Annotated in this window: 17 protein-coding genes; 7 read left to right on the top strand and 10 right to left on the bottom strand. The window is 69.4% G+C overall.

The features are described from left to right. The first annotated feature begins 122 nt into the window (after nucleotides 1-122). Nucleotides 123-3,008, top strand: a complete 2,886-nt coding sequence (locus tag ABZ795_RS04460; protein ID WP_357528773.1) for a TIR domain-containing protein — start codon at nucleotides 123-125, stop codon at nucleotides 3,006-3,008. On the opposite strand, the gene ABZ795_RS04465 is transcribed toward ABZ795_RS04460, so the two are convergent. Both ABZ795_RS04465 and ABZ795_RS04470 read right to left on the bottom strand, forming a co-directional pair. Continuing rightward, on the bottom strand, nucleotides 2,993-5,860 hold the full coding sequence (locus ABZ795_RS04465) for a toll/interleukin-1 receptor domain-containing protein (protein WP_357528775.1): 2,868 nt from the start codon (nucleotides 5,858-5,860) through the stop codon (nucleotides 2,993-2,995). The genes ABZ795_RS04460 and ABZ795_RS04465 overlap by 16 nt on opposite strands. Then, nucleotides 5,842-8,040 carry a tetratricopeptide repeat protein gene (locus tag ABZ795_RS04470; RefSeq protein ID WP_357528777.1) on the bottom strand — a complete coding sequence of 733 codons (2,199 nt, stop codon included), beginning with the start codon at nucleotides 8,038-8,040 and terminating at the stop codon, nucleotides 5,842-5,844. The genes ABZ795_RS04465 and ABZ795_RS04470 overlap by 19 nt, the downstream gene beginning before the upstream one ends. 176 nt (nucleotides 8,041-8,216) lie before the next feature. Here ABZ795_RS04470 and ABZ795_RS04475 point away from each other — a divergent pair, with 176 nt between their 5' ends. The 6 genes from ABZ795_RS04475 to ABZ795_RS04500 are packed head-to-tail and all read left to right on the top strand — an operon-like array spanning nucleotide 8,217 to nucleotide 15,533. After that, nucleotides 8,217-9,464 carry an OmpA family protein gene (locus ABZ795_RS04475; protein WP_357528779.1) on the top strand — a complete coding sequence of 416 codons (1,248 nt, stop codon included), beginning with the start codon at nucleotides 8,217-8,219 and terminating at the stop codon, nucleotides 9,462-9,464. Continuing rightward, complete coding sequence (locus ABZ795_RS04480) at nucleotides 9,461-10,825, top strand: hypothetical protein (RefSeq protein WP_357528781.1); 1,365 nt, start codon at nucleotides 9,461-9,463, stop codon at nucleotides 10,823-10,825. The genes ABZ795_RS04475 and ABZ795_RS04480 overlap by 4 nt, the downstream gene beginning before the upstream one ends. Then, nucleotides 10,822-11,616, top strand: a complete 795-nt coding sequence (locus ABZ795_RS04485) for a hypothetical protein (RefSeq protein WP_357528782.1) — start codon at nucleotides 10,822-10,824, stop codon at nucleotides 11,614-11,616. The genes ABZ795_RS04480 and ABZ795_RS04485 overlap by 4 nt, the downstream gene beginning before the upstream one ends. 18 nt (nucleotides 11,617-11,634) lie before the next feature. Continuing rightward, nucleotides 11,635-12,174 carry a hypothetical protein gene (locus ABZ795_RS04490; RefSeq protein WP_357528784.1) on the top strand — a complete coding sequence of 180 codons (540 nt, stop codon included), beginning with the start codon at nucleotides 11,635-11,637 and terminating at the stop codon, nucleotides 12,172-12,174. Continuing rightward, complete coding sequence (locus ABZ795_RS04495; RefSeq protein ID WP_357528786.1) at nucleotides 12,164-14,812, top strand: M48 family metalloprotease; 2,649 nt, start codon at nucleotides 12,164-12,166, stop codon at nucleotides 14,810-14,812. The genes ABZ795_RS04490 and ABZ795_RS04495 overlap by 11 nt, the downstream gene beginning before the upstream one ends. A gap of 40 nt (nucleotides 14,813-14,852) precedes the next feature. Then, nucleotides 14,853-15,533, top strand: coding sequence for a hypothetical protein (locus ABZ795_RS04500; RefSeq protein ID WP_357528788.1), 681 nt, complete (start codon nucleotides 14,853-14,855; stop codon nucleotides 15,531-15,533). Here the strand turns inward: ABZ795_RS04500 and ABZ795_RS04505 are convergent. The 8 genes from ABZ795_RS04505 to ABZ795_RS04540 are packed head-to-tail and all read right to left on the bottom strand — an operon-like array spanning nucleotide 15,448 to nucleotide 22,860. Beyond that, nucleotides 15,448-16,335, bottom strand: coding sequence for an aminoglycoside phosphotransferase family protein (locus ABZ795_RS04505; RefSeq protein WP_357528790.1), 888 nt, complete (start codon nucleotides 16,333-16,335; stop codon nucleotides 15,448-15,450). The two genes, ABZ795_RS04500 and ABZ795_RS04505, sit on opposite strands and share 86 nt — an antisense overlap. After that, on the bottom strand, nucleotides 16,332-16,982 hold the full coding sequence (locus tag ABZ795_RS04510; RefSeq protein WP_357528792.1) for a histidine phosphatase family protein: 651 nt from the start codon (nucleotides 16,980-16,982) through the stop codon (nucleotides 16,332-16,334). The genes ABZ795_RS04505 and ABZ795_RS04510 overlap by 4 nt, the downstream gene beginning before the upstream one ends. A gap of 22 nt (nucleotides 16,983-17,004) precedes the next feature. Further along, nucleotides 17,005-17,742 (bottom strand): phosphotransferase, encoded by a 738-nt coding sequence (locus tag ABZ795_RS04515; protein ID WP_357528793.1) that lies wholly within the window; start codon nucleotides 17,740-17,742, stop codon nucleotides 17,005-17,007. Then, nucleotides 17,739-18,554 carry a class I SAM-dependent methyltransferase gene (locus tag ABZ795_RS04520; RefSeq protein ID WP_357528795.1) on the bottom strand — a complete coding sequence of 272 codons (816 nt, stop codon included), beginning with the start codon at nucleotides 18,552-18,554 and terminating at the stop codon, nucleotides 17,739-17,741. The genes ABZ795_RS04515 and ABZ795_RS04520 overlap by 4 nt, the downstream gene beginning before the upstream one ends. Before the next feature lie 24 nt (nucleotides 18,555-18,578). Beyond that, complete coding sequence (locus ABZ795_RS04525) at nucleotides 18,579-19,100, bottom strand: topology modulation protein (RefSeq protein WP_357528797.1); 522 nt, start codon at nucleotides 19,098-19,100, stop codon at nucleotides 18,579-18,581. A gap of 51 nt (nucleotides 19,101-19,151) precedes the next feature. Further along, entirely contained in the window at nucleotides 19,152-20,198 is a 1,047-nt protein-coding gene (locus ABZ795_RS04530; protein WP_357528799.1) for a hypothetical protein, read from the bottom strand. Further along, on the bottom strand, nucleotides 20,180-21,883 hold the full coding sequence (locus ABZ795_RS04535) for a carbamoyltransferase C-terminal domain-containing protein (RefSeq protein WP_357528801.1): 1,704 nt from the start codon (nucleotides 21,881-21,883) through the stop codon (nucleotides 20,180-20,182). The genes ABZ795_RS04530 and ABZ795_RS04535 overlap by 19 nt, the downstream gene beginning before the upstream one ends. Before the next feature lie 32 nt (nucleotides 21,884-21,915). Continuing rightward, the gene (locus ABZ795_RS04540) at nucleotides 21,916-22,860 is read right to left on the bottom strand and encodes a thymidylate synthase (protein WP_357528803.1); all 945 of its coding nucleotides are present in this window, start codon (nucleotides 22,858-22,860) and stop codon (nucleotides 21,916-21,918) included. Nucleotides 22,861-22,869 lie beyond the last annotated feature (9 nt).

The following is a 22,869-nucleotide window of genomic DNA, read 5'->3' on the forward strand; positions in this document are numbered from 1 at the left end:
CGCCCGTGTCTCCAGCCAATCGGCCCGGCCGGGCGATATCCGGGTCGCCGAGCGGCGGAGCCCGGGTACCTTCTGGGCATGTCCTGCCGCAGAGGCGGACCATTGCGCGAAGGCGAGGTCAGATGGGCGGCTACGACGTCTTCCTCTCGCTGGCCGGGCCCGATCGGGACGACGCCCTCCGACTTGCCGCAGCCCTTGAAGGCGAGGGCCTGCGGGTGTTCGTCGACGACAAGGAAATCCCGCTGTTCGAGTCGATCACAGCGGAGATCGAGGACGCCCTCAACGCGTCGAAGGTGCTCGTGGCCTACTTCTCGCGTAGCTTTCCCGGCCGGCCGGCCTGCGAGGTCGAGCTGACCGCGGCGTTCCTGTCCGGGCATCGTGAGGGCGATCCGACCCGGCGGGTGGTGGTGGTCAACCCGGAGCCGACGGTGGATCACCTGCACCCCGTGGAACTCGCCGACGCGCGCTTCGCCCTGATGACCGGGGACACCGACGAACGGTCACTGCGATCGCTCGCCAAACGGATCAAGAAACGGGTCGACGCCACCACGGGCGCCATCGGCGGAGCTGTCCTCGCCGATCAGCTGGTCTGGTTCGGCAGCGCGGGTCTGGGAACCTCCAACTTCGTCGGACGCTTTGCCGAGACCTGGGAGCTGCACTCAAAGCTGCACCGCGGCGACTTCACGCTCACGCAGGACATCCCCACCGGCGGCCTGGTCACCGTCGACGGCCTGCCCGGCAGCGGAAAGACGAGTCTTGTCGCCAGCTACGCCCGCCGGTTCGGTGCGCGATTCCCCGGCGGGGTCTACTGGACCAGCCTCTCCGGCGCCAGCCCCGATGACGTTCTCGGCGCGTACGGCGACGCGCTGCGGGCGCTGGCCGGCCGGACCGATTTGAGGATCGCGTCGGACAGCACAGTCGACCAACTGTGCGGCGCGTTCGCCAACCGGATCGCGGTAGGCAAGCTGCCCGCACTGTGGGTAGTTGACGATGTGCCCGCGGCTTTGGATCCGACATTGGCCCAGCGGTTGGCACCGAAAGTCGGCCCACTGTTGCGGACGGTTCTGATCGGTCACGAGCGTCCCGCGGACGAGCGTCTTCCGCATGTCTCCATCGCTGCGATGACGCCTCGTGACGCTGGTCAGCTCCTGCGGGCGTACCGCATGCCGGTCCTCGATCCGGTCGACAGACGCGCGTTCGACGAGCTTGTCGCCCGGCTTGGCGGTCACGCCATGGCGCTGACGGTGGTTGGACGACACCTGGAGGATCGGCAGGGATTCGAGTCCTATGCGGACTTCGTACGTCGGTTGGATGCCGGGCCGACCCCGCTGGACGCCGTCACCGCCGCCCTCGCGGAGGTCATGACCGGGCTCAGTACCGCCGCCCGTCAGATCCTCGACGTCTCGACGGTCTGCGCCGCCGCGCCTGTGCCGGTGACCCTGCTGCGCGAGGTGCTTGAGCGGACTGGAGCCGTTCGTCGTGATCCGTCGGCCACCATCGGTGACGGCCTGGTCGAGCTGCGGGAACGCCGGCTAGCGACCCCCGACGGTGCGAGCTGGCAGGTGCATTCCCTCATACGGGAGACCGCCAGCAGCCACCTCACCGCGGTCGTCGACCGGTCTGCGCTGGCCAGCCACGCGGCGTCGGCCGTGCTGGACGTCGCGAGACAGTTGCCGGCGGACGCCCGTGGGCAGTTGATGGCCCACGCCGTCCGGCTGCGTGCCGACCCACGCGTCGGTCCCGCAGACCAGGAAGCGTTGCTGCGGCTGCTCGCGGCGCACTACTCGACCTGGGGTCAGCCGCATGTCGCGGTGACCTACCTGGAGGAGATCGTCGGCCGAGGGTGGGCGACCGTCCCCGACCTCGTGGACACGGCCCGGGCCTGCCTCGACGCCGGCCAGGCCGAGCGGGCACTGCACCACCTGGCGAAGGTGCCGGCGGTGTCGTCCGCGCAACAGGTCGAGCTCATCACCGCTCAGGCCCGCGACGCACTCGGCGAGTTCGCCGCCGCAGACGATGTCTGGGCCGCTCTCGACGCCGCCCTGCACGCCACACCGCATAGCGCGGAGAGCGCCGCCGCACGGATCGCGTACGTCCGGAGCCGGGTGATCCGGGGTGAGATGGCCGAGGCTGCGGCTCGGATCCGTACGCTTGTCACGGATCTCGCCGCAGACAACGGTTCCTTGGCGCTCGAACGCCTTCAGGAGGCGCGAATCGAGCTGGCCCGCATCCAGTTGACCACCAACGAGCAGCAGGCGGCCCGGCACACCGCACGACTCGTCGTCGACCACTACGCCGCCCACGGTCTCGCCGACCACGTCCACGCCCGTCAGGCGCGGCTGGTACTCGACGGGGCGCACCTGGCGCTTGGCCTCTGGGAGCTCCACCCGGACCCGGCGCACTGGCGGCGGGCGTGCCGGTCTGTCGGTGAGCTGTTGCGAAGCCAGCGCGATGAGATCGGGCCGCTCAACCTGACCACACTCGCCACCGAGGTCGAGTACGCGCACGCGCTGCTGTGCAACGGCCTGGCCCGGCACGCCGCCGCGCTGCTCGCCGGCACCCGCGCGCGCGTGGCACAACTGCTCGGCCCCGAACATCCGCTGCACCTGCACGCGTTGCTGCTCGCCGGCCGGGCTGCGGCGCAGCGCGCCGACTATGCCGCTGCGCTCGAGCTGCACGAACGGGCCCACCGTGGGATGGAGCGGGTCCTGGGGCCCCGGCATCCGCAGACCGTGCATGCCCGCTACGGGCTGGGTGTCGCGCTTGCGCTCACCGGGCAGCGGGGGAGGGCCTGCCGGATCTTCACCGACGTCCGCCGTCTCGCGCCGCAGACCGTCGGCCGAAAGACGGATCTCTACGCCCAGAGTTGGGTAGCGATGTCGCTGGTTGTGCTACCGAGCGCGTTGTGGCGCACGGTAACGACGGCGTCCCGCCGACCGCCTGAGCAGTCCGTGGCCGCGCCGCACGACTGGGTCCTTGCCGAGGCGGCTGGTTACCCGTCGAGTTGATCGTCCACCCAGTCCCGCAGCCTGTCGGCCAGGCGGGCCTGCGGATGATTGGCGCCGCGGGCCTCGCGCAGACCGGCGGCCGCGTCGGTGAGGATGTCCAGCGCGGCTTCGAGTTGGTGGCCGACCTGCCCGAGCAGGGCGGACGCATGCCCCACGTAGCAGAGGGCGAGCAGAGTCTCCGCGTCCTCCGCGCCCAACCGGCGGACCCGCTCCTCGTGAACTACATGTGCCCGGGTGAAAACGGCCACCCGGTAGTCCGTGTTCGCGTCGAAGTCCTCCAACGGATCGAGCAGCAGCCCCGGCGGTGGTGCGGCCGGTCCGTCCGGCGCAGGCCGGCCCTCCGCCGGCAGTTCCGGTACCGGACCGTCCATCGTCGGCAGTTCCGGTGCGAGGTCGGCGAGCAGGTTGTGCAGGGTCGCGAGGACGTGTGGATCGGCGGGGTCATGTTCGAGGACGCGCGTGGCGTAGACCGTATGGAGACGGGCCGGGTCGGTGACGATCGCGACGTTCTCCGCCGCACTCAGCGTCTCGGGATGGGTAGGGCCCAGCAGCCGCACCCGGCCCGCGTACACCGCTTCGAACGTCGCCGCAGCGGCGACCTCGCCGGCTTTGTGCTGGCTTGCGCCAAGGTTGTTGAGCGCCTCCAACGTCAGGACGTCGTCGTCGCCGCGGAGCCGCTGCATCCGCTCGTGTACGACGCTCCGCAGCCGATGGGCCAGCCGCGGCCGGCCGGCTCTCGCCACGGCGGTCGCGTAGTCACCGAGCGAGACGAGGGTGTCGGCGTTGTGAACGCTTAGCAGGCGACGGCGGGCGCGGTAGACCGTCCGGAACAGCTCGGCAGCCGCAGCCGGCTCACGCAGGTTCAAGTGCCCGACCGCCACATTGTGCAGGGCGGTCAGGGTGGCCGGGTCGTGAGAGCCGAGGACCCGAGCAAGGGCCGCGTGGATCCTGACCTTGAGCTCGATCGCCTGGCGGTGTCGTCCGCGCAGATCCATCGTTGCCGCGAGGCCCACCAGCACGGCGAGCGTCGACGGATCGTCGTCCCCCAGGGTCGCCCGGCAGGCAGCGGCGAGCCGGGCGAAAACCTCCTCGGCCCGGGCCAAGTCGCCGAGCTCCACATAGGCGCGGCCAGCTTCGTTCAGTGCGTACCGGTCACCGGTGCCCTGCTCCGGCCGAGCCACCTCGCGCAGGTGAGGCAGGTCCCGTTCGAGCCGGGCATAGCGCAGCCTAGGTCGGCTGTCGTCGAGCCGCCGGGTGAGGATCTCCAACGCGGCCCAGCGAAACCGCTGGCGTCGCTCGTCCGCCAGATCGATGAAGCGCAGCGTGCGGATCACGAGAGCGTGTACGAGCCACAGCGGCTGATCGTCACCGTGCACCGGCTGGGTCAGTCCCCGTTGCCGGGCCACGTCAAGGCCAGCGGAGACGAGAGCGGCGCGTTGGGCGGGCTCGACGTCGTCGGCCGCGCCGATGATCTCGACCAGCAGCGGCTCGGTGATCGGGGCCGTTGCGAGCACGCTGACCAGCTGAAGCACCTCGCGCGCTGGAGCAGGGAGTTCGCGGATGCTTCGGAGCAGCGTCGCCGCGACGCTCGCCGGTCGCCGTCCTGCGACCTCGCCATGCAACTCGTCGGCGAGGGCCATCGCGTCCGGCCCGGGCGTGGCCAGTTCTGCTCGCAACGCAGCGTATCCGGCGAAGTTATCCGTGGCAGCCAGCCCAGCGACGAGTGACAGCGCCTGGGGATGCCCGCCGAGCTCGGCACAGGCGAGTTGGCGGGCGGCCGCTCGCTCGCCCGCTGCCGGGGGACGGGCCGAGGTGAGCAGCGCCACCGCGTCCTCGTCGGCCAGGGCCGACAGGCGGATCGGCTCGCCGCGCCGCGCCGCCGACTCGTATCGTGTGGTGATTAGCGTGCGGCCATTGGCGGTGGGGGCGAGCAACGCGTCGAAGAGTTCGTCGCCGGTGTCGCGCGGCAGGTCATCGACGATCCAGAGGTACGGCAGACTGGCGCGTTCTAGATGGTCGCGGAGTGCGTGTTCGTCGGCTTCCTGGCCCTTGGTGAGCTGCCGCGTGATCCACTCAAGCTGACGTCGCCGTATGTCGAACACGAACGCATGGTCGCCGTGAGCATTCAGGTGGCTGCCGAAGCCGTGTAGGAAGAAGATGCCGCCCGGGTACTCCTCAGCGAACTGGCGCGCGTACTCGACAGCCAGCGCGGTCTTTCCCTGTCCACCTAGGCCGAGCAGTACGGCGACCACCCGCCCGGGGCTGGTCGGTGTGTGTCCGGGGGTCAGCACTGCCTTGATTCGCCACAGCTCGGCCCACCTACCGCGGAAGGCAGGCGCTGGCTGGGGCTCGTGCGGCAGCCACCTTCCCGGGATGGTGCTCGGCGCATCGCCCAGGACTCGATCGTCCACCTCCTGGCCGAGATGGGTCGCGACCGATGCCGCAGTCGCCTCCACGGAGGCCGTCGCGGCCGGCAGCTTCACATCGGCCAGCTGAGCCGGAACCAAGTCGGCGAAATCTACGCCGTGCCGCACGGCGAGCACCCGGCGGGTGTGCCGGTCTAGGCGGTAGGCCTGGGCGAGCGCGGTGGTGAGTTCCCAACGGCAGTACGGGCTCTCCGGGAACGCGGGGCTGTAGAGCGCGACTAGGGACCGCGACCGGGCTAGGTGCTCGGCGATCGCCTCGTCGATCTGCTGGTAGTCCCGGATGCCGCGCTCGTCCCGGAACACCAACAGCCCTTGGGCCTTCAGGGCGGCCTGGAGTCGGCACGCCAGGGCGTAATCCATCCAGGAGTAGCTGAGGAAGACGTCGTAGCAGGGCAAGGGGTTCGCTGTCACTCCGTGATGGTCCACCAGGCGACATCCAGATCACTGACCGCGTCCGGACGCAACTGGGCCAGCAGAGTGTGGGCGTCGCGTAGCAGCGGGTGATTGTCCTCCAGTGCGGGTAGCTCCCAGGCACCGTCGTCGGTACTGGCACCGGTGCGACGGTCGTATGCTGGGGAGCGGTCACGTACCTGGTCGAGCAGGTCGACGGCCTCGTCGGTCCGGCCGGTGCGGGCGGCCAGCCGGGCGGTGCCGAGCCGGGCCGCCAGGGCAAGCGGATGACGATCCGCCGGGGTGCCGTCGGTGATCGCCTGGGCCTCGGCGAAGTGGGCCTGGGCCCGGGCGACGTGTCCCAGGGCAGCCTGTGCCTCGGCGAGCCCGGTCAACGTGCCCACTCGTGCGAGGTGGTGCGGTGCCAGGGCGGCCTCGTCGCCGAGGATCGCGTTCCAGTCGCGCAGGGCGGCCTCTGCGTCACCACTGGCGAAAAGGGTGCGTGCGACCGTGCGGCGAACCTCCAGGGTCGTCGGGTGAGCAGGCCCGAGTGACTGATCGGCGAGCCGAGCCACGGTGTTCAGCTCTGCGGGCTCGCCGGTGGCTTGCGCCCAGCACAGCCGGATCTCGATCGCCAGCCGAGGTGAGACGGTCGTCCGGAACCAGTCGTCCAGGGCCGGCGACTCGGCGAGCAGGGCCGCCGCCTCCGCGGGGCGTTCCAGGTCGAGCGTGCAACGAGCGATGATCAGCAGCGTGTGCTGGTAGGCATAGCTGAATGGCAGGTAGCCGGGTGTGTCGGTGAGGTGGGTCTTGCGGGCCACCAACGCCGCGCGGGTCGGGTGACCGGCCTGCAACAACACGTCGGCGAGGCCGAGCCGGGCCAGGTGGATGCCGCGTGGATGCAGCGCGCGGTCTGCCAGCAGGAGCCGGGACTCACGTACGGCGTCGTCGAGGCGACCGCCTGCGGCGTACGCGCGAACGAGCGCGTTGCGGCTCAACGACAACCGTTCCCGGCTGGTCGGGTCGGATCGGCCGATCGGTGCGCTGCGGATCCGGACCGCCTGCTCGGCATGCTCGACGGCCTCGTCGGGCCGACCGAGCGCCGCGAGCGTGTCGGCGAGATTCGTCAGGGCGCGGGCCTTGCGGGACGGATCGGCGAGTTCCTCGTCCGCCAGCCGCAGCGAGGTCTCGATCGGCGCGAGTGACTCCTGGTAATGGCCGAGCCGGTGAAGCGCGAGGCTCAGCCGGCTGGTGAGGTCGGCCCGTACCTCGATCAGCTGGCGGCGGGTCTGGCCGCGCTCCTGATGATCAGCCGAATATGGACCTTCGATGGCGGCGGCGACCAGATGCTCGGCCTTGCTGGCTTCCTCTGTGGCACGTACCAGCAGGACGTTGGTGCTGAGCAGTTCCATGATCAACGCGCCGTACGCGTCGATGTGGTGCCGGGCGGCTCGGCCGCCGGTCTCGGCGCGCGACAGAACGGCCTCTGCGCTCTCCAGTGAGCGGGCCCACGGCACGCGGCTGGACACGTACCGCCCGAACCAGTATCCCTCCAGCCCGGCGGCAAGCACTTCGGGCGTCACCTCGCGGTCGTCGGTGCAGGCCACGGTGGCGACGCTGGATAGGTGCAGTGCTGCGCCCTTGGGTAGCTGCGGTGGCGCGAAAGCAGCGGTCGCCGACGCGAGGTGTCCGGCCAGGTAGTCGGCAAAGATCGCTGATCGTCCGTGCCAGGCTTCCTTGGCGATCACAGCCAGTTGCCCTTCGCCGAAGTCATGCTCCCCGGCGCTGTGCGAGCCGCCGGCAGCCGCGCCGCGGACCCGATCGGCGGCGGTGTCGCCCAGACCGGCTCGAAGCTGGCCGAGGAGGAAGTCGTGCTTCCGACAGAACGCGGCGATGTCGGCGAATGCATGCCGGACGGCGGCCCGAGCATCCTCGGCCCGTTGCAGGGCAGGTGCCTCAATCTGCTGTGGGTGCTCCACCATCCATCGTTGCCAGGCGTGTGCGACCGCCAGAGCGGCGAGCACGCCCTTGGCCTTGACCTCGCCATACAGCCAGACTCCGCTGCGTCCACGGTGGCCGGAGGGGCGGCCACGTCCGGATTCGATCCGGAGCTCAGCGGCGACCTCTTCCATCCTCATTGATCGATACGTGGTGCGGGAGAGGACGCTCTCGGCGGCTTCGGCGATGGCGGTCAAGTGATTGGCGGGATCCGGCACCCGAGCATCGTACGTCACGGTAGCCGAACAATATTTATTAAAGTTAAATATTGACGTTAGGAAAGAAGTTGTAGTCGCGTTAAAAATCGAGTTACTCTCGGCCCCATCGTCACGTCCATGCCCTGCCGTCCCTGTGCAGGGCGTTATCCCTTAACTGACCGATTGATGGAGCGCCCATGAGTGCCGCGCCCAGCCTCGCCCCTTCTCATGCTCTTCTCCGTCCCGTCGCCGGACTCTTGATCATGGTCTTGCTGGCTCTGTCGAGCGGCTGCGGCGACGGCGGCGACGGGCCAAAGCCTGTACCCGACCGCGTCTCCGACAAGCTCTGTGTAGAGGTGGACCACTTCGAGTCGGACAACAAAAAGATCGACCTCGCGCTCGTGGTCGACAACACGGCATCGGCGGCGCGGGGCGAACTGCCACCGGCTGCCACCAGAGCCCTTGATGAGGCGCAGGGGCGGGCCCGCGAACGCAAGAGCGCGGGACAGGTCGTGCTCATCGCGGTCAACGGTGCAGGGATGCAGCCCAGTGTGGTCCGCCGGGTCGCCCTAGACCCGAAACCGGGTGATGCGGAGAGCTCGCGCAACGCTCGCGGCGCCGTGATCTCCTGCGTTCGGCAGTGGGCCCGTGAGGCTGCTCCGCAGGCGAAGGGGAGCGACGTGCTCGCCGCGATCACGTTCGCTGCGCGGCAGCAGGCCGAGCAGATCCTCGTCGTCTCCGACGGCGTGGCCAACGCCGGCGAGCTCGACGTCAACGGCGACGCGCTAGACACCGACCCGACGGCCCTGGCCCAGGCTCTCCTGCGGGACAAGCGGATCTCCGCCGAGACCATGAGAGGTTCCTCGATCGTCTGGGCAGGGCTGGGTGACACCGCTGAGCCGCTGGACGGCAGCGTCCGAGCGGCACTCCAGGAGCTGTGGTTGGAGATCCTCACCAAGGCGGAGGCCAAGGTGACCTTCGATAAGCAGCCCCGCGAGTCCGGCGTCTCCGACGACAATCTCCCGCTCGACCCGGTGTCGCTGGTGGCCACCCGCACGCGGCTGCCCTGCGGTTCGCGGTTCATCGCGCCGGGCACCGTGCTGTTTAAGCCGGGCAGTGACAAGTTGCGGCCGAAGGTGGAAGACGTCCTGCGCCCGGTGGTCGAGCAGTTGCGCGCGAACCCGGACCAGCACGCGCTGGTCACCGGGCACACCGCCGCCTACCAGTCGAAGCGCTACCGGCAGCGCCTATCCGAGGACCGTGCCCGAGCCGTCCGGGCGGAGCTGATCAGGCTGGGCGCACCGGCCGAGCGCGTGCGTGACGCCGGATACGGGTCACGCCGGCCGCTGGTCGACGAGTTTCCTGGTGGTCGGCACGACAAGATCCGTGCCGCACAGAACCGGCGGGTCGAGATTGACGTGAGCCGGAAGGACTGCGCGCGGTGAACACCCCTCGTTGGGCTAGCCGGCTGTTCGACCTGATCTTCCCGTCCGGTGCCGTGGAGCGGGAGCGGGAGCGCATCCTGCGCGCCGAACGCCCGCAGGCCGCGAAACTTGCACCGGAACAAATCAGCCCCGGCGAGGTCGCCGTCGCGCTGGAGACCAGCTCGACGCTCGCCGCCCGTGACGCCAAACAGGCCAAAAGGCTGCTGAAGGCGACGAAGAAGCTCTCCTCCGCCGCGGAGCAGCAGCAGCGGGCGTACCAGCAGCTCAAGGGAGTCGTCTCGGACCAGCGTCAGGTCGGGCGCTTCAGGCAGTTGCCGGCGCCGCAGGAGCCCGGCCCCGGCACCGACCCCGGGCGGGGGAAATACTTCGACCCGTACTGGCCACTCGTCGTCACCTGGGTGCTCAGCCTGGTCGAGGTGCTGTTCATTGTCGTCGAGGTGGTCTTCTGGTATCAGGTCTTCAACGACGACGTGGAGGCGGACGCCGGGCTGCTCGACGCCGAGCGGATGAGCGCGATCCTGCTCGCGGTGCTTATCCCCGTAGTGGGTGTCTGGGTCGCGCGCACCGTCGGCAAGCTCGGGCATCGCTGGGTGGCCGGCTACCCGGGTACGCGGCGCTCCGCCATGCTCGGCACGGTGCTCAGCGGCGTGGTCGGCGTGCTGGCAATCATCGCCATCGCGTGGTTGGTCTACATGCGGTTCTCGCCCAAGGAGCAGATCTTCGCGAGCGTCTCCGTGCCTGCTGTGCCGATGGCCTTGGTCTTCGTGCTGGTGCTGCTCATCGACATAGTGGCCCGGACCTTCCTCGCTTCCGAGATCTGGGCGCAGAGCGCTGCGCGCGCACGGCATTTCGACCGGAAAGCCAATCGCCTGATTGCCCGGAACAAGGCGCAGAAAGACGCCTGGGACGCCCTGCGCAGCGTCATAGATGTGGCGCTCGACCAGAGCGAGCGGGTCGGCTTGGTCGGCGGCCTCCTCGTCCTCGATGAACGGGCGGTGGGCGGACGCGGCGGGCATCCGCTCGCCGACACGACAGAACGCACCGCGCACACCACCCCCGTCGGATCTGGCCTGGCCGTGCCTGACCCGACGCCGCAGCACCTGTTCGGGGCTCCGGTCGCCCTCGCGCCACTGCGGACGATCAGCTCCGCGATCGATTCGCTCGCTGCCGAGTGCCCGATGACCCGGAAAGAGATCGACGACCTGATTGCCGAACTCCGCTTGGAGTTCCACGGTCCGTCGGGGCACACCGACGTGGCGGTGCTGCCCGACGTGGCGGTGCCGCGCGCCGTCAACGGCAGAGGCTCCAGCCACCCCGAGCCTGGTCCTGGCGTGCTAGACGGCACAGAGAGTAGGCCATGATGGCATCCGGCCTGTTACGGCCCGGCCCGTCGCTCGTCCGGGGTACCCGTCTGGACCCGGCGCACGGGGTCGCCCGGCGGCTCATTCCACTGCTCCTTCTGGTCCTGGTGCCGCTGGTTCTGCTGGGCTGGCTCGCCATGCAGACCGTGCATGCCGTGCAGGAGCGGTTGGAACAGTCCGGCTTGATCGAGGAGTATCAGTTGGTTGGGCCGCGGGGACCGGCCTGCCTCCGGATGGTAATCGTGGTTGACGTCTCCGGCTCAATGAGTGAATTCGCAGTGCCCCGGGACCGGGCGCTCGATCGACTGTTCACCTGGCTCGGCACCAACCTGCGTTCGGGAGACGAGCTCGCGGTGGTCGATTTCGCGGAGGAGGCAGCCACCCGGGTGCCCGCGACCGACTACCGGGGTGCCCGGCTGACCGGCCCGGCCGGGGCCGTCGACGGCGCCGGCACTCTGCTGCTGCCTCCGGTCACGGAGGTGGCCCGGCTCGGAGCCACCGATTGCGATGTCGAGCTCATGTTCATCTCCGACGCGTTGATCACAGATCTTCCGAATACCGCCGACGACGGCCGCCGGTTGCTGACCAACAACGGTGTGCACGGCATCCACCTACTGGTACCGGGCGACGACATGGAGATCAGTGACCAGTGGCGGGTGGCCTTCCCAGCGGCCCCGCCGATCCGATTCGACGGCAACGACGCCGACGAGACCGCGCTCACGCTCGGCCGCGCGGTGGCAGCCCTCACCGGCCAGCGGCTGGAACGCCGCCCCGAGCCGACAAACACCTGACGAGCAGAGGAGGGCATCGTGCCAGAGCACAGCTCACCGACGATCGACCAGGCCAGCAGCTGGATCGTCTGTGAAATCGCGCCGGAGCACAGCGCCGCGCTGGCGATCGTCAGCGCGGGCTACTTCGGCAACGACATGATCCGCCGCCGAATCGTCGCGGCTGTCCTTCGGCCTCGCCGGTGGGCGGCACCCAACTCGGTCGACCCGGAGGCCACCGCAGCGCTCATTGTCCACGTGACCCTGCTGGTGCTCAGCGGCGTCACGACGGAGTTGTTGACCGTGAGCGTCCTGGGTGCGGGGCGCGGGACGATCGCCCGGTGGCGGCGCTGGCGGGCGCAGCGCCGGCTCGCCCGGAGCCGGCCACCATCGGGTGGGCAAACCCGCCTGCCGCGGCTCACCGCAACCGACGCCCGCCAGGTCGGCGAGGGCGCGCGGCGGATCGCGCTCAACGCCGGCGTGACCACCGAACAGGCGGATCTTCTTGCGATCATGCTTGCCGCCGTGCTGACCGAGAACGGCACCGCCGCACTACCGGAGGGTGCCGCGGGTGCGGACTGAGCGCCGCGGTGCGCAGACTCTTCGCCTGAGCCCTGACGCGTTGCCGCACGCGACGACAGGTCGTTTCATTCTTCTGGTCGTCACCGCGCTGGCAAGCGCCGGCTACCTCTACGCGTGGCTGGTCGAGCAGCACGACACCATCAGCTCCGCTCCGCTGTACTGCGTACACGGTGCACAGGCCACGCCCGCCGTGCCGCCGGAACTCATGATCGACTGGTACGGCGGCTGCGTCCGCTGGCTCGGCATTCGCGAGGCGCTCGTCGTCGCCGAGTTCACCGGCCTGTTCGTCGCCGCTACGGTGCTCGTCTACCTCGCACTGCCCTGGCTGAGCAGTCGCGGGCTCGTGGCGGAGGACGACGCGAGCGCGTATGTGCCACCTGAGGCGTGGACGCGCTACCGTACGGCGCTGCCAGCCGGCCGGCTGATCCCCAAGCTCTACGTCGACCTCGCGCCGGTGACCGGTGGTGCCCGAGCGTACGGGCGGATCGGCGACTATCGGATCGTCGTCGATTCCGCCGTCCTCGCCAAGGAGGACACCACGGCGCTGCGCCGCTTCCTGGCACACGAGATGGTCCATCTCAACAACCGCGACGTCGACCTCACGTACGCGGCTGTGGCGGTGTGGTGGACGTTCGTGCCGTTCACGCTGCTGCCGCTCGTCCTGGTGGCCTGGCGCCAGCCGGCGCTGCTTGGCGACTTCAGCTGGCGCGTCTGCGTCCTGCTCGGGATGCTCTATCTGGTCAGGGCGATGGTGCTGCGCACCCGGGAGTTCTACGCCGACGTCGGATCGGTGCGGAGCCCGGCCGAAGAGGCGGAGTTGGTCGCCGCGCTGTCGCTGCGGGCGGCTCCCGTCACGGGACCGTGGTGGCGCCGTCTCGCCGCCTCCCGGCGCAGGTGGAACCACCCGGCCGTCGAGATCCGGCACCGGACTCTGCTCGGTGACGACCGCCTGTTCCGGGTCGACCGGCCCGGTGCCGCCTCAGTGGGGCTGCTGGTCGGAATGGCGTACCTGCCGGCCGACTACCTGCTCTCCCTTGCCCTACCCAACAGCGCGAACCTGCGCGGCTGGATCTGTGGCGCCATGTTCGGCGCGTTGATCGCGACGATCATCACGGGCGCTGTCTGGCGGTCGACTCTGTGGGAACTCGCCGGCGGCCGGCGGCCGGCAGTTTCGCCGATCGCGCTGTCCTTCGTCGGCGGGCTGCTGCTGGGGCAGGTGCTGACACCGCGGCTACCCGGCCTTGGCGGCTGGGCAGCGCTGGCGACCGGCTCGCCCTCGCTGGCGGCCGTTACCGCCGTTCTACTCTTCGCCGGCTGCGTCGCCTATCTGCGCTGGACCCGCTTTGCCGCACGTCAATGGCTGCCGCTGTCGGGTCGCCCGCGGCTGGCCTACCGGTTCGGCGTCGTGCAGTCGGCCGTCGTCGTCGGCGTCTGGATCGCCTTCTGGTTTCAGATCGTGGAGCTATTGCCGGCCGGGGGACGCAGCTGGCAGACGTTCGCGGTGCTCGTACTCTCGGTCAGTCTGAACCCCGTGTTGGTCCTCACCATCGTGTGGGGCTGTGGCTACCCGTTGCTCGTGTGGCAGACCAGGCGCATGGCGGCCCGGGCAGCTGAAATCCCGCTGTCCCGGGACACTGGCACCGTCATCCGGCTCCCAATTGCCCGGCCAGCGTGGCCGCCGTGGCTCGGTGCCGCTGCCTTCGCGGTCGTGGTCGCGGTGGGATACTGGTTGATCGTGCGCCCGTTCTATCCTGATTTGCGCGGCGCCCTTCAGCTGCTCTGGTCCAACGGAGACCTGCCCGCCGCCGGTCGGGTGGCGCTCGCCCTGACCATCCCGGCGCTCGCGGTCTGCCTACCGGCAGCGGCCGCGCTCGGCGGTGTCCTCGGCGGCCGCGGTCGCACCGCGACAGCGGTGGCGTCCGCCGGCAGTGGTCTCGTGTTGGCGACCATCGGTGTGCTCGTCCTGATACTCGTCCACATTGGATCGGTCTCGGACCGGCCACGCCCCGTGCTGACCACCCTGCGAGGTATATCCGGATATGGACTGGGTGCTGATCTGCCGGACGATCGCCCGGCCTACGCCGCCCTCGGCCTCATGCTCATGGTCCTGTACGCCCTGCTGGCTGCGGTGACGCTGCCGGCCGCCGCGCTGGGTAGCGGAGTCCGGGCGCTGGCTGCCGGCGTGGAGAGCCACCCCACCCGCCGGCCGTCAGGACTGCGGCCGGGCTGGCTGCTGTCCGCACTGCCCGCAGTGGCCGCCGCGCTTATGTTCGGCTATCTGAGCGTCGACGAGTGGTCAGTGCCGCAGACCACATCGATCGTCGGCGACTTCGACCTATCCGGTGTGAACGTCGTGCTCGGCGACGTCCGCCCTGGTAGCGCACCCCGATCCGCGGCGTGCGCCCAGGCCTTCGGCACGGCCGCGGGGCCGGTAGGCGTCGGTGAAACACTGACCGCCGTGTACGCCGTGCGGCTGGCGACCCTCGCCCGCTGGGCGCTGTCGTCCGACGACGTCACACTCCGCCGGGCCGGTGAGGGCACGGCCCAGGCGTTGCGGCGCAGGGAGTTGCAGCGGGCCGCCGACGGGGCAGCGGTGGTGCTGCACTACTGCGCCGTCGCGGAAACCGTCCGACGCTGACCGGCGAGGAGAGCGTGCTATGAGACGTACGATTGGGCTGTTGACGACGGGCCTGCTAACCGCGCTCCTGGCGTCGTGCGGCCTTCCCGCTCCGCCACCGCTGCCGACTCCGCCGCCGACATCGCCGGTTCCCGACCTGGTACCGACAAGCGTGCCCACCGCGCCACCGCCGTCCGACGCCGAGTTGGCAGCGGCGCTGTTGACCGCAGCCGACATCGGTGGCAGCTACCGTTCGATACCGATCGAGGCGAACGCTGCGGGTGGTCTGGGCGACGGCGTCACCCAGTGTGGGGAGGCCGCGAGCGACGACGGCGCAACTCCCGGCGGGCGTCGGGCCGAAGCCGGATTTCAGGGCGGGCAACTGGGTCCGTTCGTCGCGGAGGTGCTGACGGCGCTGCCGCAAACGGACGCGCAGCGGGCGATGGCAGCATTTCGACGAGCAATGCAGGAGTGTGCCGAGTTCACCAGCAGCGGTGATCTCTCCGGTGTCACCATCCGGCTCGAACAGCTCAGTTTTCCGACGATGGGCGACGAGACATTCGCGTACCGGGTGATTGCCGCTGCTGGTGGCGGACTCGTCCTGTACGGTCACGTCGTCGCAGTCCGCCACCGCGACGTGCTGGTGTTGATCACGCTCATGCAGGTCGGGTCGCCTGAGGTCGGGCCGACGGCGGAAATCGTTGCGAAGGCGGTCGACAAACTGAAGCGCGTGCGTAGATAGGCGCAGCGGAACGCGGATTGCCCGTGCCAGCGCGGCACAGCGTAGTCAGTGTGTCGAGGTGGGTGCAATGTTCCAGCACCTGTTGGTCGACTTTGTTGAGGTGGCCGTACCTCTCAAGGAGGCTGTCGCGCAGGTCGGGTCGGTTGGGCCAGATGCGGGTGGCGAGGCGTACGAGGTCGCGGGCGGGCAGGTCGTAGCGGCTGTGTTCGAAGTCGATCAGGCGGACGACGCCGTCGTCGTCGTAGATCATGTTGCGGGGCATGAAGTCGAGGTGGCATGGCACGGTCGGTAGGGGTGCGAGGTCTTGGAGGGCTCGCATGTGGGCGCGTACCTTGGCGCGGGTGTTGGGCGTGATGTGGTCTCCGGCTTGGTGGATCCAGTACTCGGCGCGTTGGGCGAGCCAGGCCGTCCAGTCCGGCTCAAGTCTCGGTGGTCCGGCGGCGTGGAGCGTCTTGAGGAGTAGCCCCGCTTGGCGGTAGGCGTCCTGCTCGGCCTCGGGGTCGAGTGTTCGCTGGTCGAGCGGGACACCTGGCACGGCGGTGATGACGATCGCGGGCGGATCGTCGGCTGTCGCGAGTAGGCGGGGCGCCCGGTCGCCGAGGGCCGGAACCCAGCTCCGGTAGGCGTGTACCTCCTGGGTGTGCCGTTCCCGGCTGCGGTGCGGCTTGACGATTACCTCGCCGTGCTCGGCGGTCGTGGCGCGGAGTACGTGGGTGCCGGCGTGGCCCGGGTGCCAGGTGACGGGTACTGCGTCGGTGTCGAGGAGGTGCCGGCAGAGTTGGAGGAGGTCGGCGCTGTTCATTGCCCGGGTTCGAGGTGGCGGGTGTCGTTGTGGGCGGCGAGTTGCCAGATGGTGCGGCCGAACCGGCTGGTTGGTCGCTGCCATCGAGTGACTGAGGCGTGGTCGGTGACGAAGCCGAGCCGCAGGCAGGCGTTCCGGGGGAGTGCGAGGAGTAGGTTGTTGGCGGCCTCGATGGTCTCGCCGTGGGCGGCGATGAGGATCCGCTGGCCCTCGTGTCGGGCGAGGATCTGCTGTAGGGCTTTGGTTGCCCGGTCGAGGTATTGGTTCCAGGTCTCGGATCCGTTGGCGTACGGGACGTCGGGGGCGTGTTGGGGTGGGCCCTGAAAGGCCGTCTTGACGTCCGCCCACGGGCGGCCGTCGGCGTCGCCGTGGTCAGGCCCGCGAAGTTCCGGCTCGACGGTGGGCGGTAGGTGGAGGACCTGGGTGATGATCTCGACGGTCTGGACTACCCGGAGTCTGGGTGTGGAGTAGAAGGCCGAGTACGGTCGGGCTGCGTGCTCGGTGGCCAGCCGGGCAGCGAGTCGGGTGACCTGGTGGCGTCCGCGGTCGGTCAGTCCGGTGCAGCCGTGTGGGCCGCCTACGATTCCGGCGACGTTGCAGGCGGCCTCGCCGTGGCGGGCGATGACGAGTTCGGCGGTTTGGGCCATCGGCAGGGCTCCTTCGGAGTGGTCAGGCTGGAGCGAACGGGTCGGGCCAGGGCCGGACGGTGGGCCAGGGGTGCCGGTATCCGTTGGTGTCGAGGTACCGGAGCGTCAAGAGGTGGTGTAGTTCGGCGTACTGCCGCAGCTCGTCAAGGCCACACTGGTTCGGGGCGATGGCGGTCCGGTAGGCGTCGACGCAACTCGTCAGGGTGGATTGGTCGAGACGGCCGTACGTCAGGGAGGCGGTGACGAGTAGTCCGGCCAGGTCGTAGCCGAAGGGGGCGAGGGTGAGGTCGTCGAAATCGACAACGGCGACGTCATCTCCCTCAACGAGGTAGTTGCGGACGTTTGGGTCCTTGTAGAAGGCCACGGCCTGGTCAACCCGATCGAGGACGGTGTCGAGCGTGGTCAGGTCGATGCCCGTGATGTGGGCGGCACGGTGCAGCGCTTGCCGACGCGGGCCGGCGAAGTGGGGAAGCACCAGCCCGGTCGACGTGGTGTGCGCTTGGTCGAGGCGGGCAGTATGCAGTTCTCTCCGGTGGGCGGTGTGGTGCAGCCGGCCGAGTGTGGCCGCCACGCGGGGCAGGTCCGCCACCTCGGGCGTCCGGCCCGGTAGCCGTTCGAAGACCAGGTGGTGACTGGTCCGCGTGACCAGGCGCGGGAGGCGGACGCCGGACTCCAGCCCGGTGAGCCAGTGGTGGTGGGCCGCTGCTGCTGAGCAGCGCTGTGGGTCGTCGTATCGCTTCATGAAGGGGTTGCTGGTCACGGTCGTGCTGCCAGGGCGTAGCTGACGGTGGATCGGGTCAGGTATGGCGGTGCCGGTAGTCGTTCCCGGAGGATCGCGGCGAGGCCGGTCGGACCACCGGCGGCGCGGATCCGGTACTTCGGGGTCGTGGCGAGGTATCGGGCGAGGTGCGTGGCGTCGGCGAATTCGAAGACGTGTTCCTCATGCAGGACATTGAGCACCGTGAGGTGGGTGGCGGCGATGTCGACGAGGTTGCGGCTGTGGAAGCTCTCGTAGAGGCTCGGCCGACAGGCGGCGTCGGGGTCGAGGTCGGCGGTTTGGACGAGCTGGTCGAGTTCGGTGTAGCTGTCCAGCGACTTGGTGGCCAGGACGGCGATGCCTCCGGGGCGGAGGCAGCGGGCGATCTCTGCGACTGCGGCGGCCGGTGTGGGCGAGTGGTAGAGGCAGAACGCGGCTACCGCCGCGTCGGCCAACGCATCGGGCAGCGGTAGGTGGTGGAAGTCGGCGCAGATCGTCGAGCCGGTTCCGCTGGCCTCGGCCAGCCGGGTACGGACGGTTGCCAGCAGCGCGGTCGAGGCGTCGACAGCAATCAGGCGTCGGGGGCGGAGACGTGTGGAGATGCGGAGGGTGGTGGTGCCGCGTCCGCAGCCGATGTCGAGCACGACCGCGCCGGGTGGGGTGCGCTGAGCGACCAGGTCGACGATGACGTCGGCGGCGTCGCGTCCGGCGATCTTGGCTTCGCGTAGTGCGCGGGTGCGTTCTGCGAGTCGGCCGCTGGAACGGTAAAGATCACCGTGAACCAGCTTTGGATCAAGGAACGGGTTAACCGGCATGGGTCGTCTCCCGTGCCGGGCGGGTCAGGTCATCGGCTGGGCTTGTTGTCGCATCCGTTCGATCAGTTGGTTGGCTTGGCGGCGGCTGGTGAGGGAAATCAGTCGGATGTGTGGCCCGTGTTCCTGGATGAGGGTTTGCACGCGAGGTCGCATGGTGCGGCGGTAGTTGAGGATGTACCGGACGAAGTTCCAGGTGATCCGGTCGTAGACGCCGTCTGCCTGGTGCTGGCCGCCCCGGTAGCGTCGGCGTCGCTGGGCGATGCCCCAGAGGCAGGTGGCCGCGGGAAGGTCGAGGAAGATCACGGTGTCGGCGGCGGCCAGCCGGATCGGCAGGGTGCCGGCGTAGTTGCCTTCGATGATCCAGCGCTCGCCGGTGACGAGTTTCTCCTGCTTGGCTGCGAACTCCTCCTGGGGCAGCGGGCTCCACTGCTCGTCGTAGAAGATCGCATCGAGGTGGGTCAGCGGCACGTCGAGGATCTGGGCGAGCTGCCGGGCAACTGTCGACTTGCCGCTGCCGCCGCAGCCGATGATGGCGATCCTGTCCATGGCCCTCCAGGGTAAGGGCGGTGCGGGGTGAGGTCGGGCGGACACGGCGAGTCATGACGGCACCGGTTCCGGATGACGTAGGAGACGATCGAGCACGCCGAGTTGGGCGGAGAGCCGGAACGGGTCAAGACGGCGCAGGCAGTCGTCGATCAGGTCGGCGTGGTCGTTGGTCCTGGCGATCTCGGCGAGCCAGCCGACCCGATGCCGTACGTCGATGGCGTGCCTGACGTGCAGGCTCGCCGGTACGAGTTCTGCGGCACCGCGGACACCGGTGGGCAGCAGAGGCACGCAGCCGGCGAGGACCGCTTCGAAGATCCGTTGGGTGATCTGGCCGGCTGCGGCGTAACGGTCGGGGAGCAGCAGCACTGTGGCGAGGGCGTCGGCGTGGATCTCGGCGACCCGTGGGAACGGGACCCGGCCGACGAAGTTGAGACCGGGCCAACGATGAGTGTCGGTCCACTTGCCGGCGATCAGGTGCGGTAGGTGTGCGGCGGCGGGAGCGAAGAAAGTGTCGAAGGCCTCGTCACGGTCGTACTGGTTGCCGACGTAGACCAGCGACGTCGAGCGATTCTGGGCAGCGAGCATGGTGGGGTCGGCGTTGTCGAGGATCACGTCGGCGACGGGAAAGAGCAGTGGAGTCGCTCCTGGGCTTGGGTGCATGGCCGCTTCGCAGACGGTGACGTTGGCGGTCCGGCGAAGCGGATCCACCGGGTCGAGTTGCCTGTCCTTGTCCCAGAGGATCGTCGGAGTGCCGAGCCGGTGGGTGTAGTGGGCGATGAGTTCGGTCTGCCGGTGCAGGTCGCAGGTGTGTCCGGGCCGACCGCACGGGGTGGTGTTGCGGCCGGCGATGGGCCAGCGCCATTCGAGGAACAACGCGTCGAGCTCGGGTAGGCCGACATCCCACCGGTAGCTGCTGGTGAGGTCGAGGCCGGCGTCGCAGAGGTCACGGTTGAGCTGGAGGAACACGATGTCGTGGCCGGCCTGGCGAAGCCCGTCGACCAGGGGCCGGCGGTGACTGCGTCCGCCGTCGGGGGTGTCGACGACACCGGGCCCGAGGAATCCCCAGAAGCTGTACCCGATCAGCACTTCGTCACCCACCAGCCCTCGATGAGCAGGGCGTCCAGGCCGGTCTCGACGAGGCAGTCCAGGGCCATGTCCGGGGTGCCGCAGATCGGTTTGCCCTTGATGTTCAAGGAGGTGTTGATCAGCACCGGGTGTCCGGTGACCTCGCCGAAGGCGGCCAGCACGTTCGCGAGGAACGGGTGCTGCGTGCGGGTCACGGTCTGGACCCGGGCGGTGCCGTTGCCGTGCACGATCGCAGGAAGATCGGTCCGGGTCAGTTCGGTGACCGGTGCGGCGATGGACATGAACGGCGAGGGCTGGCGAAGCCGCACGTAGTCGGCGGCCTTGTCGGCGAGGACCATCGGAGCGAATGGGCGGAACGGTTCGCGGAACTTCACCGTGCCGTTCAACCGGTCTGCGACCTCGTGGGTAAAAGGTGAGGCGAGGATGGACCGGTTGCCCAGCGCTCGTGGCCCGGCCTCCAGTGGGCCGGTGAAGAGACCGACGATCGCCCCATCGGCGAGTTGCCGGGCGAGGTGCTGGACCGGGTCGGCCGGGCGCGCGGCGGTCAGGCCGGGCCGTGGTTCGGCGGGTAGGGCCAGGTCGGGGTACGCCGGGCCGAGGTAGCAGCGCCCGCCGATGCCGGTGGGTGGGCGGCCGGTGGCGTCGAGCCAGGCGGCCGCGGCAGCGCCGATCGCGGTGCCCGAATCTCCTGGCGCGGGCGGGATGTGGATCTCGTCGACAATGCCGGCCTGGGCTATCTGCCCTGCGGCGACGCAGTTCATCGCGACGCCGCCGCCGAGACAGAGCAGACCGGAGCCGGTCAGCCGGGCTGCTTGCCTGGCCAGGTGCAGCATGACCTGCTCGGTGCGTTCCTGCAGGGCGGCAGCGAGGTCGGCGTGCACCGGTTCGACCGGGGCGTCCGGTGGTCGGGGCGGGCAGGCGGCGGCGGTGAACGTCGGGCTCGTCCGGCAATGCCGGCTGGACAGCACCCGTAACGGAAACAGGCTTGGATCGAGGGTGAACCCGTCCGGGGTCAGTCGGATCGCGCGGGACATCAGGTCACGGAAGCGTGCCGGGTCGCCGAGGGCTGCCAGCGCCATGACGGTGCCTTCCTCGTCGCCGCGCCGCCACCCGAGGTGCTCGGTCACGGCGCCGTATGCGTAGCCGAGCGACGCCGGATCCTTGACCGACTCGTTCAGACGGAGGTGGAAGGGCTGCTCATCGTGGTGTGTGGCGTGCCAGATCGTGGTGGTCTGCAGCTCGCCGAGACTGTCCACGACCAGGATGGCCGCATCATCCACCTCGGCGGCGAGGAAGGCATAGAGGGCGTGTGCGCGGTGGTGCAGCACGGGGATGAGCCGAGCGTGCGGAAACCGCCGCGACAGATCCCGCATGCGCGCTCGGTATCGGCGCTGCACGGTGAGGAAGCTGCGTGCGCGTAGAATCGCCCGGCTGCGGGTCGAGGCCTTCACCAAGTGGGCGGGGAGTTGCCCGAGCGCCGACAGGTAGCGGCGACCGTCGAAGTTGTATGCCACCGTCGTCACGTCGTTCGTGGTGAGACCGGCATGGTCGAGGAGCCAGGCCACGGCTTCGGCCGGATACGCCTTGCTGTGCTTGACCCCGTCGAGGCGTTCCTCTTCGGCGAAGCCGACCAGGTGACCGTTGACCAGGAGCGCCGCAGCCGAGTCGTGGGTGAAGGCGCAGAGCCCAAGTACCACTTCGGCATCATGGGCGGACTGTTGCGCGATCATCACTGGCCGTTTGGCGTGCGCGAGGTGAGGTGGTCGTACCAGGTCGCCAGGGCACGGCCGAGCGGGTCGGGAGTGTCGGCGGCGATCTTGCGTGCCTGGTCGCGCTCACCCGATTTCCAGGCACGGTAGCTGGCGAGAGTCCGGCCGAAGGCGTCCCAGACCGAACTGTCCGCGGGGCCGGCGTTTCCGGAGGTCACACGCTGGAGCAGAGCATCGAGGTCGGGCCAGGGTACGGCCACCGGACTCAGTTCCGCAGTGCCCTCGGTGCCCTGCAGGGAAGCGGCGGCTGCCTCGGCGTTGTCGGCGTACAGGTGCAGGGAATCGACATGGTGGTGGTATTCGCCAAGCTCGACGCCGAGCCAGCCCGCCATCAACTCGTGGATCAGCGTGGTGGTGAAGATGTCGTACGGAAAGCCGAGCCACAAGTCCTGGCTGCGCATGCTGGTGTGCATGATCAGCCGCCCGTCCCGGATGAAGAACCGGTACCCGAGGGTGCAGGGCACGTCGCGGTAGCCCCGGTGGTCGCGGGAGGGGTCGTACAGCTGGATCACGCCTCGCCGTGAATCCCGGTCTCTGAGCAGTTGCTGCCGTACCGCGTCGAGCTGGTCGATTTGGCCGTCCCATCGGCGCAGCCGCGGCCCGTATGCGCCGCGCAGCACACCGTCGTCGGCGTAGATGCGCAGCCGGTCGTTGTAGTCGAAGATCCAGGGGTCGTCGGAACCGGAGAGGATCCAGAGCGCCTCCGCGACCGCGAAGGCGGGATTAATCACCCTGGCAGGTGCTACATCGACGAGTCGCCGCCGGGGATTCGTGAGGCACAGGTGCGCTCCGATCACCTCGGTCGTGGTGAGGTCACGCGGACAGACGACGCGACCATTGAGCAGTACGGCCTGGCAGGCGGCGGTGAACAGCTCACTTGCCGAGCCAGCGGTCAGCACGATCATGTGGCACTC

It is taken from the genome of Micromonospora sp. NPDC047134 (genome assembly GCF_040643455.1).
In the GTDB taxonomy this organism is placed as follows: domain Bacteria; phylum Actinomycetota; class Actinomycetes; order Mycobacteriales; family Micromonosporaceae; genus Micromonospora.